The 13,617-nt window shown below is 62.4% G+C and carries 13 protein-coding genes; 1 reads left to right on the top strand and 12 read right to left on the bottom strand.

The genetic code is table 11. The features are described 5' to 3' along the window. Positions 1 to 83 precede the first annotated feature (83 nt). A complete protein-coding gene (locus ACZ9EJ_RS19885; RefSeq protein WP_046641766.1) occupies positions 84 to 887 on the top strand; it encodes an MBL fold metallo-hydrolase in 804 nt (267 codons plus the stop codon). A 54-nt stretch (positions 888 to 941) separates the two neighbouring features. Here ACZ9EJ_RS19885 and ACZ9EJ_RS19880 read toward each other — a convergent pair whose 3' ends face one another. The 12 genes from ACZ9EJ_RS19880 to ACZ9EJ_RS19825 form a co-directional block, all read right to left on the bottom strand. Then, positions 942 to 1,955, bottom strand: coding sequence for an amidohydrolase family protein (locus tag ACZ9EJ_RS19880; RefSeq protein WP_046641765.1), 1,014 nt, complete (start codon positions 1,953 to 1,955; stop codon positions 942 to 944). Positions 1,956 to 2,129: 174 nt separating this feature from the next. Then, entirely contained in the window at positions 2,130 to 2,909 is a 780-nt protein-coding gene (locus ACZ9EJ_RS19875; RefSeq protein ID WP_046631646.1) for an IclR family transcriptional regulator, read from the bottom strand. 95 nt (positions 2,910 to 3,004) lie between these two features. Further along, a complete protein-coding gene (locus ACZ9EJ_RS19870; protein WP_046631644.1) occupies positions 3,005 to 4,255 on the bottom strand; it encodes a LysR family transcriptional regulator in 1,251 nt (416 codons plus the stop codon). Between the two features lie 81 nt (positions 4,256 to 4,336). Further along, positions 4,337 to 5,260 carry a methylenetetrahydrofolate reductase gene (locus tag ACZ9EJ_RS19865; RefSeq protein ID WP_046631642.1) on the bottom strand — a complete coding sequence of 308 codons (924 nt, stop codon included), beginning with the start codon at positions 5,258 to 5,260 and terminating at the stop codon, positions 4,337 to 4,339. 92 nt (positions 5,261 to 5,352) lie between these two features. Beyond that, a complete protein-coding gene (gene ligM, locus ACZ9EJ_RS19860) occupies positions 5,353 to 6,765 on the bottom strand; it encodes a vanillate/3-O-methylgallate O-demethylase (protein WP_046631640.1) in 1,413 nt (470 codons plus the stop codon). Positions 6,766 to 6,924: 159 nt separating this feature from the next. Further along, the gene (locus tag ACZ9EJ_RS19855; protein ID WP_370649709.1) at positions 6,925 to 7,659 is read right to left on the bottom strand and encodes a GntR family transcriptional regulator; all 735 of its coding nucleotides are present in this window, start codon (positions 7,657 to 7,659) and stop codon (positions 6,925 to 6,927) included. A 181-nt stretch (positions 7,660 to 7,840) separates the two neighbouring features. Beyond that, positions 7,841 to 8,713 (bottom strand): NAD(P)-dependent oxidoreductase, encoded by an 873-nt coding sequence (locus ACZ9EJ_RS19850; protein ID WP_046641764.1) that lies wholly within the window; start codon positions 8,711 to 8,713, stop codon positions 7,841 to 7,843. 15 nt (positions 8,714 to 8,728) lie between these two features. Then, positions 8,729 to 9,784 (bottom strand): 4-oxalomesaconate tautomerase, encoded by a 1,056-nt coding sequence (locus tag ACZ9EJ_RS19845; RefSeq protein WP_046641778.1) that lies wholly within the window; start codon positions 9,782 to 9,784, stop codon positions 8,729 to 8,731. A gap of 146 nt (positions 9,785 to 9,930) precedes the next feature. Then, positions 9,931 to 10,602 (bottom strand): 4-carboxy-4-hydroxy-2-oxoadipate aldolase/oxaloacetate decarboxylase, encoded by a 672-nt coding sequence (locus tag ACZ9EJ_RS19840; RefSeq protein WP_046641763.1) that lies wholly within the window; start codon positions 10,600 to 10,602, stop codon positions 9,931 to 9,933. A 16-nt stretch (positions 10,603 to 10,618) separates the two neighbouring features. Further along, positions 10,619 to 11,347, bottom strand: a complete 729-nt coding sequence (locus tag ACZ9EJ_RS19835; RefSeq protein WP_046631631.1) for a PIG-L deacetylase family protein — start codon at positions 11,345 to 11,347, stop codon at positions 10,619 to 10,621. A 15-nt stretch (positions 11,348 to 11,362) separates the two neighbouring features. Continuing rightward, complete coding sequence (locus tag ACZ9EJ_RS19830) at positions 11,363 to 12,319, bottom strand: VOC family protein (protein ID WP_046641762.1); 957 nt, start codon at positions 12,317 to 12,319, stop codon at positions 11,363 to 11,365. Between the two features lie 280 nt (positions 12,320 to 12,599). Continuing rightward, positions 12,600 to 13,253 (bottom strand): TerC family protein, encoded by a 654-nt coding sequence (locus ACZ9EJ_RS19825; RefSeq protein WP_046631629.1) that lies wholly within the window; start codon positions 13,251 to 13,253, stop codon positions 12,600 to 12,602. Between the last annotated feature and the right edge of the window lie 364 nt (positions 13,254 to 13,617).

The following is a 13,617-nucleotide window of genomic DNA, read 5'->3' as shown; positions in this document are numbered from 1 at the left end:
GGACTTTCTTTCCTTTCCTTGACGAATATCGTTTCCTATCAAAATCATGACGGGACCAATGGACAGTCCCGAGGGAGGTTTCGATGTCGGTTTATCTCTGCGGCGCCTGCGGCACCTCTTTCGAGGAAGCTCAGGACGCGCCGGAAGCGTGCCCGATCTGCACAGACGAGCGCCAGTATATACCGCCTTCCGGCCAGGCCTGGACGACGACGGAAAAGCTTGCACGGACGCACCGAAATTCTTGGGTGCAGCTCGAACCGGCACTGTTTGCGATCCAGACCGTCCCCGCCTTCGCCATCAACCAGAGGGCCCTGCTGGTTCGCACGCTGGCGGGAAACATCCTTTGGGATTGCATCGCGCTCCTCGACGACGCGACCAAGGCGATCGTCCAGTCATTGGGTGGCCTCAGTGCCATCGCGATCTCCCATCCGCACTATTACACGACCATGCAGGACTGGGCCGCCGCCTTCGACGCGCCGATCTATCTGCATGCCGCGGACAAGGAGTGGATCTGCCGTCCCTCGGATCACGTCCGGCTGTGGGACGAGGATGCCCTGGTGCTCTCCTCGTCCGTCACCCTGGTTCATGGCGGTGGGCACTTTGCCGGCGGCACCGTCCTGCACTGGACGGGCGAAGACGACAAGGGCGTGCTGCTGGCCGGAGATATCGTCCAGGTCACGCCGGGCGCCGACCACGTCTCCTTCATGTGGAGCTACCCCAACATGCTGCCGCTCAGCGCCGCGGAAGTTGCCGATGTCGCGGAGCGGCTGGCACTTTGGCCTTTCGAGCGGATTTACGGCGCCTTCTCGCACCAGAATGTCCGCCAGGATGGGCAGGCGATCGTCGCCCGCTCCGCCAGGCGTTACATCGACCGGCTCGCCAAATGAAGAACGCGCGGGCGTTGCCGCCCGCGCGTCCGATAATCCCGGAACCCGGATCGTTTACTTCAGGCCGAGAAGCTTCTTGGCATTGCCCTCGTAGATCTTCTGGCGGGTGGCGTCGGAGATGTTCATGTTGTCGAGAACCTTGATGGTCTCGCGGATGTACATCGGACCGCCTTCCGGATCGAACGGCGCGTCGGACGCGAAAAGCACGCGGTCTTCGCCGAAGAATTCGATGGCATGCTCGATTGCCTTGGTCGAACCGAAGCTCGCCGTATCGGCATAAAATTCCTTGAAATATTCGAGATGCGGGCGCTCCAGCGCCTTCAGCACCGTGGAAAGGTCGCGGTCGGTCGTGCGCTTGCCCATCTGGTCCCAGCCGGCACCGACGCGGCCTTCGAAGAAGGGCACCATGCCGCCGGCGTGATGGGTGACGACCTTGAGACCCTTGTACTTGTCGAAGATGCGCGAGAACACGAGGCGGGCCATCGCGGCCGAAGTTTCATACGGCCAGCCGAAGGTCCAGAAGATCTCGTATTCCGAACGGTCTTCGGTCAGGTAATCCGGAAAGTTGGCGCCGCGCGACGGATGCAGGAAGACAGGCTTGCCGGACTTCGCCATATATTCGAAGAAGGGCTCGAACTGCGGCAGGTCGAGCGGCTTGCCGCTGTAGTTGGTGAAGATCTGAACCGCGCATGCGCCGAGATCCTCGACCACGCGCTTGGTTTCCGCCATCATCCATTCCTGGTTTTCCATCGGAACGGTGGCGATGAAGGCCGGAAAACGCTCCGGATACTTGTCGCAGAGTTCCTTCTGGGAATCGTTGCCGATCCGACCGAGGTCATAGGCGCGCTCAGGCCCAGCCAGCTTTTCGAGCGGCGGAGAAGCAAGCGACAGGACCTGCTGATAGTCACCGCCGAACATGTCCATCACCTGGAAACGGCGGTCGAGGTCCGTCATCATCGGTACCGCGCCCGAACGCATGGTGACGTCAGTCATCGTGCCGATATAGCCGATCAGCTTGTCGAAAAAGGGCTTCGGCCAGATGTGGTTGAAAGCGTCGATCTTCTTCATGGAATGCTCCTCCTGTCTGTCCTGCGACGGCACCGGGAACTTGAGGGAAGTCCAGTGCCCCGAGGCGTTTAAAAAATCCGCGAGCCGAGCGATGCCGGGATCTCGGCCATGCTCCGTTGCGGCAAAATGCGAAGGCAGTCGCCGGAAGTCAACACATTTTCTTGTATTATGAGATTATCGACCAGAAATCCTGTGTCGATGCGAGGCCAGCGCGGCGGTGATCTCACCGGCTGCGATCAGCACTTCCCGGCCGATATCCTCCACGGCGGAGCCGCGGGCGTGTTCCTGAGCGATCGTTACGGAAAAGCTGGCTATGGGGCTCTGGCCCACATCGAAGATGGGCGCCGCGAAACCGACGACACCGGGCGTCACCTCGCCATGGGCCACGGCGTAACCCTTCTTGCGAACCGACTTCAGCCCGTCGAGGACGGCTTCCACGGTATCGCCGGCGCCCGCCGCCTGCCAGTCGTCGAGCGTGCGATTGATCAGCGGCACCAGATTGCGGCGCGGCAGGAAGGCGACGATGGAGCGGCCGATCGCGCCCCTGCTAAGCGGCATCGGCCGCCCGCGCGGATAGCTGCTGATCGCCTCCCGGCTGGAACTGACCGAATCGACGCAGAGGATCTTTTCGCCGTACCAGCGCACCAGAAGCGCCGTGCATTCGTATCGCCCGGTGAGTTTCTGGAGGTAGGGGGCGCCGGAGAGGATGAGATTGTCGGATTTCCGCAGGAGATAATCCATCTCCACCACCCGCGGCCCCAGGGTGAAGCCGGTATTCGGCATGGAGGTGAGGAACCCACTGTCCTTCAGGATCTTGAGATAGCGATAAAGCGTCGGCCGGCTATAGCCCAGCTCTTCCATCAGCTCTTCGGGGGTCCATTCCAGACGATCCTCGGTGAAAACCTCAAGGACGGCTTGCAGGCGTTCGAGACTGTTGACGGCCTTTTTTCTCAAGATGCTCCCGCTCTTTCCTGACGGCGCGCGACATCAGACCGGCCGGACATACGCGGCAATAACGATAACTGCGAAAACTGCAATGGCAAGTGGTGCTACTCGGCCGCCTTCAGCGGAGGCAGGCGGGTGCCGCCGGGAGCGCTGACTGTCTCCTCGGTCGCGACCACGCGCCGGATCGCCGCCAGATATTCCGCCTGGAGAGCCGTCGGCTGCCAGTTGCGGCGGGTGGTGATGCCGATCGACAGCGGTTTTCCCGATACGTCATAATTCAGAAGCGTCAGGAACCCCGCCTTCAGCTCGTGCCGGATCTGGTGCCGGGAAAGCAGCGCCAGCCGATCCGTCTGCATCAGGATACCGCGCAACGCCGTCAGCGAACCGGTCTCGACGGTTCCCTGCATCTGCGGTCCATCGGGGAACCTCGCCGCCAGGGCATCGAACGTGTTGCGGTTGGGGGTGCCCTTGCGGGCCACGACCCAGGGGTAGGCGGCGAGTTCGGCAAGCGAGACGTCGGCCTTGCCCGAAAGCGGGTGACCCGCGCCGGCAACGACCGCGAGCCGGAAATCGAAAAGCGGCTCCTGGACAAGCGACGGCGTGAGCCGGCTGCGCAGCGCGCCGATCAGGAAATCGATATGCCCCATTTCCAGATCGCTGAGGAGCTGCTCATAGCTGCCTTCGAGGATTTCGAACCGCGCCAGGGGATGGGTGAGGGCCAGCGAGGCGATCGCATCCGGCACGATGGTTGTGCGCGCCATCGGCAGCGCGCCGATCGATACCAGGCCGTCGAACTTGCCGCGCAACTCCTGCACTTCCTCGGTGGCATTGCCGAGCTCTTTCAGAGAAAGGCCGGCCCAGCGGGCGACGGCGCGGCCGGCACTGGTGAACCGCGTCGCGCGGCCATCGGCCTCGAAAAGGCTTGTCCCGAGGATTGCCTCGGCATTGCGCGCCGTGCGCTGAACCGCGGCACCCGATTGGTCGAGGATACGCGCGGCCCCTGGAAACCCTCCGGTCTGGGCAAAGGCCTGCAGGGCGCGCAGGTGGGAGATCGTCAGCCGCGCATCGGCAGAGGAGCCGCGAGAACCCGAATCCGCCTGGAGCCTCTGGCAACCGGTCCTGATAAGATCGAGCGCCCTGAGCGATCGGGTCTGGACGACCCGGCCTGCCGGGGTCGCCATCGCGTGGCCCGGCCCGCGCTCGAGAAGCCGAGTTCCAAAGCGGTCTTCGAGGCGGGAAATCGCCTGCGAGGCCGCCGGCTGGGTGACGCCGACGATATCGGCCGCCCGCGTCAGCGAGCCGGTGCGCAGGCAGGCGCAGAAAAGACGGATATGGCGCAGATTGGGATAGTCCACGTGCCTGTCCTCCCCTGCCTTTCTCCTCCCGGCAGCGGGTCGAAACGGTGCAAGTCCGGCACTTGCCCCGTTTCGGTTGATTTACGGCGCGACGTTGCGCTCGCCGGTCAGCTGTTCGTTCATCCATTCCGCACTGGCGCGAATGCCGCCGAGCGGGAAGACATGGATCTGCTGGATGAGGCTTTCCGGATGGGAAGCCTTGTAGTCGGCGATCTCGGTCAGCACTTCCGTCGGCTCGTAGGGAACCAGGAGCTTGCTGAGGTCCATCGCGCGCTTCTGCAGCACGCCGAGCGACGGGCCGACACCGCAGGCGATCGCGAACTTGATCAGCGTCTGCAGCTTGGTCGGCCCGGCAATCCCGAGATGGATCGGCAGCTTGACGCCGGCGGCAGCGATGCGCTCCGCCCAGGCGATCACCGGCTTGGCATCGAATGCGAACTGCGTGGCGATCGCCATCTCCGCATCGGTGCGCTCGGAATAGGCCTGCTTGAACTTCAACGCCTCGTCGACGATCCTGTAACCGCCATCCTTGTCGATGTCCTTGTTGCCTTCCGGGTGGCCTGCGACATGCAGCCGCTTGAAGCCGTAGCGGTCGAACAGGCCGGTCTCGATCAGCTGGATGGAACTGTCGAAATCCCCTGCCGGCGTCGATACCCCGCCGCCGAGCAGCAGCGCCTGTTCCACGCCCGCCTCGTTCCTGTAGCGCTTGATCCAGTCTTCCAGGATCGCGCGGCTTGCGATGATGCGGGAGGGAAAATGCGGCATGACGGGGAAGCCGTCTTCGTGCAGACGCCTTGCGGTCTGCACCATGTCCTCGATCGGCGTCCCGTCGATATGGGCGATATAGACCCGCGTGCCCTTCGGCAGCAGTGCCTTGAAATCTTCGATCTTGGCCGCCGTGCGCGGCATGACTTCGATGGAATAGCCGTCGATAAGGTCCCTGAAGCTTGCCGGCTCGGCGGACTTCTCTTCCTGCTTGCCCCTGAATAGATTCAAAAGTGCCATTGTTGATCCTCCCCCCGTTTAGCCAATGAAAAACGTCCGGTCAGACGGACGGAGCGGCGTGCGAGAACAACCCGTTCTCGCACGCCCTTCGATTAGAGGGCCTTCTTTGTGCGCCAGCTTTCGGCGTAATTTTCACGTGCTTCCTGAGCGTAGGGCACGGCCGCGACACGAACGCGGATCTCAGCCTGCTTGTGGCCCTGCTCGACGGAGGTCTTGGAAGTGCCGCCATCCGGCTCGCCCCAGATGAGCGTCAGGATGTCGTTTTCCTTGATGTCGGCATCGACGACGCCGAGCGACAGCATGGAACGCTCGTTGTAGCTATAGCCGTTGAACATCGACAGGCCGACGACCTTGCCGTCCTTCAGAACCTTGTCGAAGCTGGACGAGGCGTAGTTGGAGAGCGGGAAGTCGATCCACTTGGCGGCCTGTTCGCCGGGCTGGAAAGCCGAAGCGATGACCTTGACGACGTCGTCGGAATTCCACTCGAAAGTGACCTTGCGGCGCTGCGGGGTCGCCTTCTGCTTTTCGACTGCGGCGCGGCCGACAAAGTCATGGTCGAACTTGACGTAGACGCCGTAACCCAGCTCGTAGGGGTTGAGATAATAGTCTTCGATATTGTCGGAGACATAGCTGCCGCCGATCGAGCCCGAAGCTTCGTAGCTCTGGGCAGAAAGCCAGTCGCGATAGGCCTGCAGTTCGTCGCCGGTGTAGATCGCCGGAAGCGGCGACGGGATCCAGCCGGATTCCAGCGTGTTGGTGGCGTAGGCTCGGCTGCCGACCGGGCGCAGATCGACGCCGGCCTCTTCAGCGGCCTTGATGATCGCGGCGCGGACTTCGTCCTTCTCCGCATACGGACCCCAGATTTCGAGACCCGGAGCGCCGGCCATGCCGTGACGCAGGGCCTGGACCTTGCGGCCGCCGACATTGATCCAGTCGACGTGGAAGAATTTGATCTCCGGGATCGGGCCGCCGTTCATCTTTTCAAAGACCTTCGGCGCATCCGGACCCTGGATCTGGAAGCGGTAATGGATGCGGGTGACGAGCTTGCCGTCCGGACGCGAAGGCGAACGCGGGTCGTGGGTCAGCTTGACGTTATATTTGCCGAGCGATGCGTTGTAGAGCAGCCAGTTGGCGGTCGGCGCGCGGCCGACGAGAACGAATTTCTCTTCCGTTTCGCGGAAGATGATCATGTCGCCGATGACGTGACCGGCCGGCGTCACCGGAACGTAGTGCTTGGCACGATCGACGCCGAAATTGGCGAAGCTGTTGATCGACAAGCTTTCCAGGAACTTGGCAGCGTCCGGGCCTTCGACGACCAGTTCGTCCATGTGATGCGACTGGTCGAAAAGAACCGCGCCTTCACGCCAAGCAGCCTGTTCCGAACGCCAGTTGGAGAATTCCGGAGCCACGACCGGGTATACATAGATACCGGTCTTGGAGTTGCGCAGATGCTCGACGGTGTTGCCCGCATCCTTCAAAACTTGAGTGAGATTGGCCTGAGTCACGGAATTCCTCCCTATGGTTTGTCTGTGGCTTGAGACGTCATGTATACATGACGGCATCGGAAGACAAATTCAAGGGGAAATATTCGGCAGGCTGACGATCGCCTCCGGATAGTAAACCGAAGGCTTCCGACCATCAAAACCCTCACCAGGCGTTGGGTCTCAGGCGTTGAGGAGCACCAGACCGGGAACGGTCAGCATCAGTTCCGGATCCTCGAACACGGCGTATTCGAGGTTCTTGCGGGCGATGCGGGCATGTTCGCGGGCGATGAATTCGGCTCTTGCACCTTCACGGCCGGCAATCGCCGATACCAATGTGCGATGTTGCTCCTGCGCGATATGCAGAGACTGGCGGAAGGCCGCCACGTGGGCCCGGCCCGACAGGAAAGCCGATGGCGACGCGAACGGCAGCCGTGTCGCGCGCTCGACCTCCCGTTGGATCACCGTGCTGCCGGAAAGCTCGACCAGCACCACATGAAACCTTGCGTTCGCCTCCGAATAGGCTTCCAGGTCCACGTCGTCCGCAGCCTCACCGAAACAATCGTCAAGCCGCGCCTGGATCTCCCGAAGCTGATCCAATCCCGCCTGGGAGACACCGCGTTCGGCGGCAAGCCGCGCCGCCGTCCCCTCCAGCACGCCGCGCAGCTCGATCGCGTCGACGGCATCCGCATAGGTGAAGCTTCGGACCACGAAACCGCCATTCGCCAACCGGTCGAGGAGCCCCTCTTCCGCAAGACGCGACATCACTTCGCGCACCGGCGTTCGGGAAATCTGCAGCGTCTCGGCCAGCGACACTTCGAAAAGCCGGGTGCCTCCGGGGTAGTCGCCGCTCAGGATCTTCTTGCGAAGCTCCATCAGCGCGCGCATCGTGTGGGTCGTTCTCGAGGTCTCTTCCAAATCCGCACCTTTGCCTGAGACAAGCCGGCGCAACCTCGGCCTGTCGATCGGCAAATCTTAGCCATATCCGATGGATTGGCCAAGCCTCATGTATACAGGGGGCTGAGGCTGTGGGCGACGGTGGGGGCCTGAAGCGGAAAAGCATGGCCCGTATACAAGGCAACGCGCTGAAGAGGTGAGCTTATTTGCCCTGACGCCGAGCCGAAAGGACCCGCGCAACGGTTTCCCTGAGATCGCCGGCCGGCTTCGCGCCGCTCGCCGCCATCTCATCCTGGATGGCGGCAATCTCGCGGGCAAGCCCGCCGTTCAGCCCCAGCGCATCCAGCGTGACGCCGCTCTCGCGCATCTCGGCAGCCCGGCGGCGGCCGTGGCGGGTGGTGCGCTCGAACTGGTAATCCGGGAATTTCGACCAGTCGAGACCGGGAAAGCTCTGGGAGAGCGAGCCCAGGATCTCCTCGAAACAGCCCGAGGCCTCCGCGGCAAGAAGCGCCTCGACGGTGATCGCTTCCAGGCCTTTGACGAACACGGAGCGCACCATCTTGATGGCTGTTGCGGAGCCCACTGCTTCTCCGGCTACATCGGCGCCGAAGCCGAGACCACGAAAACGCTCCAGAAGCTCGGCGGCGCTCTTGCCGGCGATCAGAACCGGGGTCGCATGGCCCTTCGGATGGACAGGCGCCATGACGGCCATGTCGAGATAGTCGGCACCGGTCTCGTTGATCAGCGCGGCAGTCTCGCGCTTGCGGCCGGGGGAAACGGAATTGATGTCGATCAGCAGTGCGCCCTGGCCGAGATACGGCGCGATCGACTGGGCGGCTGTGAGGCTCTGGTCGGCCGTGACCGCGCTGAAGATCCACTCGGCGTCGGCAAGCCCCGCAGGCGAGGCTTCCGGCCTGACACCGCGGCTTGTCATCGCCGCCTGCATCTCGCCCGCCTTGTCGGCATCGTCGAGCAGCAGGTCATAGGCACGGAATTCGCCATTCTCGAGCTTCGGAGCGAGGCTGTCGTGAAAGGCGCGTGCCGCTTCGCCAAAACCCAGAAATGCTATCCTCATGCCCGTATCCTACTCTCAGTCGCCGAAAACCATGCCGTCGAAAAGCTTGCGCGCCGTGCGCAACACCGCCGCACGATAGACCTCGCCGTCCTTCATGGTGGCGATGACGCTCATCTCACCGGTCGGATGCTCGATCGACAGCAGCTTCTCGTCGCCGTCCGGAATGACGGCCAGCTCAGATGCCGGACCTTCCGGCAGAAGGCAGGCGGTCGCAACGCTGACCGCGCCGAGCACGCCGATCGCGTCGTGGCACGTATGCGGGATGAAGGTCCGGGTCGAGATCGCCCCGCCCGCCCTCGGAGCTGAGACCATCGTCATCTTCGGCACGGATTTTTTGGTGACGTCGCCAAGATTCATCATCGGCCCGGCCTTCAGCCGGATAGCCTCCAGCTTGGCGCGCAGTTCCTGGTTCGCTTCGAGAGCCTTGGGGCTTTCCGAACCGGTAATGCCGAGCACGTCGCCGCGCATGACAACGCAGGGCATGCCGTTATCGATCAGCGTGCAGGCGATACCATCGATCACGTCGACCGAGTTTCCGGTCGGCAGCAGCGCGCCGCAGGAGGAACCCGCCGTATCGGCAAACACGATCGGCACCGGCGCAGACGTGCCCGGCACGCCGTCGATCCGGGCATCGCCCTTGTAGGTCACCTGGCCGCCGGGCGTTTCGATCGTCGCAATGGCGATCTGCCCGGTGTTTTCCATGAAGATCGAGACTTCGGTCTTTTCGCCCTTGACCGGCACCAGCCCGCGCTCGATGGCGAAAGGCCCGATGCCCGCAAGGATATTGCCGCAGTTCTGCGCGTCGGTGACGATCGGCTGGTCGACGAAAACCTGCAGGAAAAGATAGTCGATATCGACCCCTTCCCGCTCCGACTTCCGGACCACTGCCACCTTGGAGGTGAGCGGATGGGCGCCGCCCATGCCGTCGATCTGGCGGGGATCGGGCGATCCCATCACCCGCAGCAGGAAACCGTCACGGTCGGCCGGCAGGTCATCAGCAAGAAAATATCCGCCCTTGGACGTGCCGCCACGCATCCACATGCAGCGCACGCCGGTATCAATGTCACTCATGATCAATCTCCCACTTCTCCCCACAGGAAAAGGAGAAGCAACTTTCGCCGCTCAACGTCATCCTCGGGCTTGTCCCGAGGATCTGCAAACGGCCGATGTGGATGGATCCTCGGGACAAGCTCGAGGATGACGTCCGAACGCACTGCTCAAATATACTTCAGGCCTTTTTCGGCGAGCTTGCCGCGCATGTTGTAGATATCGAGGCCAAGTTCGCCGGCCGCGAGCCGCTTGCGCTTGTCCTCTTCCGCCGCGACCCGGGCTTCCGCCTTCTTGGCAACCGCTTCCGCTTCCTCGCGGGCAACCACGCAGACACCGTCGTCATCGGCAACAATCACGTCGCCGGGGCGAACATAGGCTCCGGCGCAGACGACCGGAACGTTGACGGAGCCGAGGGTTTCCTTGACCGTACCCTGGGCATAGACCGCCTTCGACCAGACCGGAAACTTCATCTCGGTGAGATCGACCACGTCGCGCACGCCCGCATCGATGATCAGGCCCTTGCAGCCGCGCGCCTGGGCGGAGGTCGCGAGCAGGTCGCCGAAATAGCCGTCTTCGCAGGGGCTGGTCGGCGCGAGCAGCAGGATATCGCCGGCCTTCAACTGCTCGATCGCCACATGCAGCATCCAGTTGTCGCCCGGAGGTGCGGAGATCGTGACGGCGCTCGCCGCAAGGCGCGCGCCCGGATAGATCGGCCGCATGTAGCTGGCAAGCAGGCCCTTTCGGCCCTGCGCCTCATGCACCGTGGCGACGCCGCAGGCGGCCAGCCGGTCAATGACCGACTGGTCCGCGCGTTCGATATTCTGGACGACGACCGACATCAGAGTTCATCCCCCATCACAGTTCGTCGACGGTGCGTGGGAAGACCGACTGGAAGCCTTCCGCATGGGTGGACTTGCGTCCGCTGGCCTGGCCGCCGGAATTGCGCATGAAGTGGTTGCCGCGGTTTTCGGCAACGTTCTTGTAGAAATCCCAGAGGTGCTCCTGGCCTTCCATGCACTGGATGGCCGCCCACTTCTTTTCCCAGACGGGCGAGATGTCGAGGAAGACGTCCGGCTTCCATTCCATCTGTTCGGTCTGGTGTGGCTCGAACAGATAGAGCTGCGGCGCGCCAAGGATCTTTTCGCCCGGATTGTGGCCCCAGGCCTGGGCGATCATGCGGGCTTCGATCGCTACCTGCGTCGCATACATGTGGTCGGTGTTGTAAGGGTCCCACTTGGAGTGGGAGAGCATGAATTCCGGCTGAACCTTGCGGATCACGTCGACCAGCTTGAACTTGGCGTCCTGGTCGACGACCAGCGGATAATCGCCAAGATCGAAGAACTGGATGTCGGTGACATCAAGCGCCCGTGCCGCATTTTCCGCTTCCCTGCGGCGCTCGGTCTTCACCTTTTCGAGCGTCATGCCCGGGTTCTTCCAGAGTTTGGCGCTTTCGCCGCGCTCGCCATAGGACAGGCAGACGACGGTGACGTCGTAGCCCTTCTCCTCATGAAGCGCGATCGCGCCGCCGCAACGCCAGACGAAATCCGCCGAATGGGCGCTGATGACCAATGCTGTCTTTGCCATGGGATGCCTCTTGACTTACTTGTGTGCCACCGGCGGCGTGCCGTGCGTGTGGAAGGTTTCGATCGTCTTCATGCCCCAGGCCTGGCCCTTCTTGCGGTCCGCTTCGGTCCAGACGACCGGCTTCCAATCGGGACGAAGGATCAGGCGGGCGCCTGCATTGGCAAGCTCGACGCGGTTGCCGGCGGGCTCCCAGACATAAAGGAAGAACGTACCCTGGATCGCATGCTTGTGTGGACCGGATTCGATGTGCACGCCGTTTTCCAGGAAGATGTCGGCGGCACGCAGGATGTCCTCGCGCTGGTCGCAGGCATAGGTAACGTGGTGGAAACGGCCGTGCGAACCGGTATGGTCCTCCGAGCAGGCGAGGTCATAGGTCTTGTTGTTGATGGTGAACCAGCAACCGCCGAGACGGCCGTTGTCGAGCTGGATCATCTCAGTGACCCGGCTGCCCAGCGCCGTGGTCATGAACTCGCGGATCAGGCTGACATCGGCAGCGAGCAGGTTGACGTGGTCGAGGCGGCGCGGGCAAGCGCCGCGGCCATGGTAACGCTGGGCGATATTCTTCAGCGCCGGTTTTTCTTCCGGCGGCGCCACATATTCCCTGGTGTCCCAGTAAAGCTCGAACAGATGGCCGTCGGGGCTTTTGAACTGGTAGGCGCGGCCGTGGCCGAGATCGCCCTCCGTCCAGCCGACGCCCCAGCCCTTTTCCTCGATTACCTTGACCCGGCGTTCCAGCGCTTCAGCGGACGACGTGCGATAGGCGATATGGCCGACGCCGGTCGTGTGATGCCTGGTGAGCTTCAGCGTGTGGAACTCGTAGTCGTCATAGGCGCGCAGATAGACGCTGTCGCCCTCGCGGCCGCTTTCCGTTAGCCCGTAGACACGGGTGAAGAAGTCGAGCGATTCCTCGAAACGGTCTGAATAGAGCTCGACGTGGCCCAGATGGGCGACATCATAACAGGGTTCGGTCATGGCTTTTCCTAGATGGTCGATCTATCGCGCCCGGCGGACAGGCGCATTCTCCTCCAAAAATCGAGCCCGCGTCCTCCACTCCAACACGGCCGGCGCATGGGCGCCGCAGCTTGGCATGAAGACATAAAAGCAGATCGGCAGCCTGACGAATAGGTTCTGCTGACGCGGCATAAGTTTTGGTTGAGATCAGGAAAAGCAGCCCGGCAAATGGCGAGCGAAGACGGGACGCTAAAGGCCCGAAGAAAACGGCGCGGCGGCAGAACCGCCGCGCCGGAGGACGTTACCCGGCGATATAGGGCGCAATTTCGTGATAGCCGCGCCAGATCATCTCGAGCGCCACGTAAAGGATGACGGCCAGACCGACATAGGCAATCCAGCGATGCTTGTTGAGCAGGCGTGCGATGAAGCTTGCCGCGATACCCATCAGCGCGATCGAGAGGACCAGGCCGAAGATCAGGACTTCTGGATGTTCATGGGCAGCACCCGCAACGGCAAGCACGTTGTCGAGCGACATGGAGACGTCGGCAATGACGATCTGCCAGGCAGCCTGGGAGAAAGTCTTGCGCGGCGCACCGCCCGCGACCGTACCGTCAGCATTGAGGTCTGTATCCTGCAGCGCCTCGTTGGCTTCGTCCTCATGCTGGTGGGGCGTGCGCAATTCGCGCCACATCTTCCAGCAGACCCAGAGAAGCAGGACACCGCCGGCCAGCAGCAGGCCGACGACCTGCAGGAGCTGGGTCGTGGCGAGCGCGAAACCGATACGCAGCACGGTCGCTGCGATGATGCCGACCAGAATAGCTTTGGACCGCTGTTCCTTCGGCAGGCCGGCAGCGGCTAGGCCGATGACGATCGCATTGTCGCCGGCCAGCACGAGGTCGATCATGATAACCTGCAGGAGGGCGGACAATGCCTCCGGCGTAAAGAATTCCATCATTTGGCACCCAATCTCTCAAAGGCGGGAGTGCCCGCGAGTGGACCGAGACGAACTTGAGACGCTCACGACCTGCATTTCCGCCTGTCGTAGGTCACCGCCGTTGTCGTCACATGATTTCCACGAACACCAGGCACCCAAGTTGGATTAATCCAGTCCGACATCACAGCTCAAGCATGAACTGTCAGAGGGGCCCGGTCCTGGTGGCGTGAGATTTAGCCGCATGATCGCAGAAACTCAAGTGGCGAGTTTATGAAACAGCCGGTTTTTGGGCGGTTTTTGCCCGGGATCGTTGACGATCCGTTGTAATCTGCCCACAGCGCCAATAGCCGCCTTGGCGGAACTGGTCGGCGGCCTTGCCACGAAC

This window comes from Neorhizobium sp. USDA 3394 (assembly GCF_056280385.1).
The sequence above is the reverse complement of the archived record's forward strand: the minus strand, read 5'-3'. Positions and strand labels throughout refer to the sequence as shown.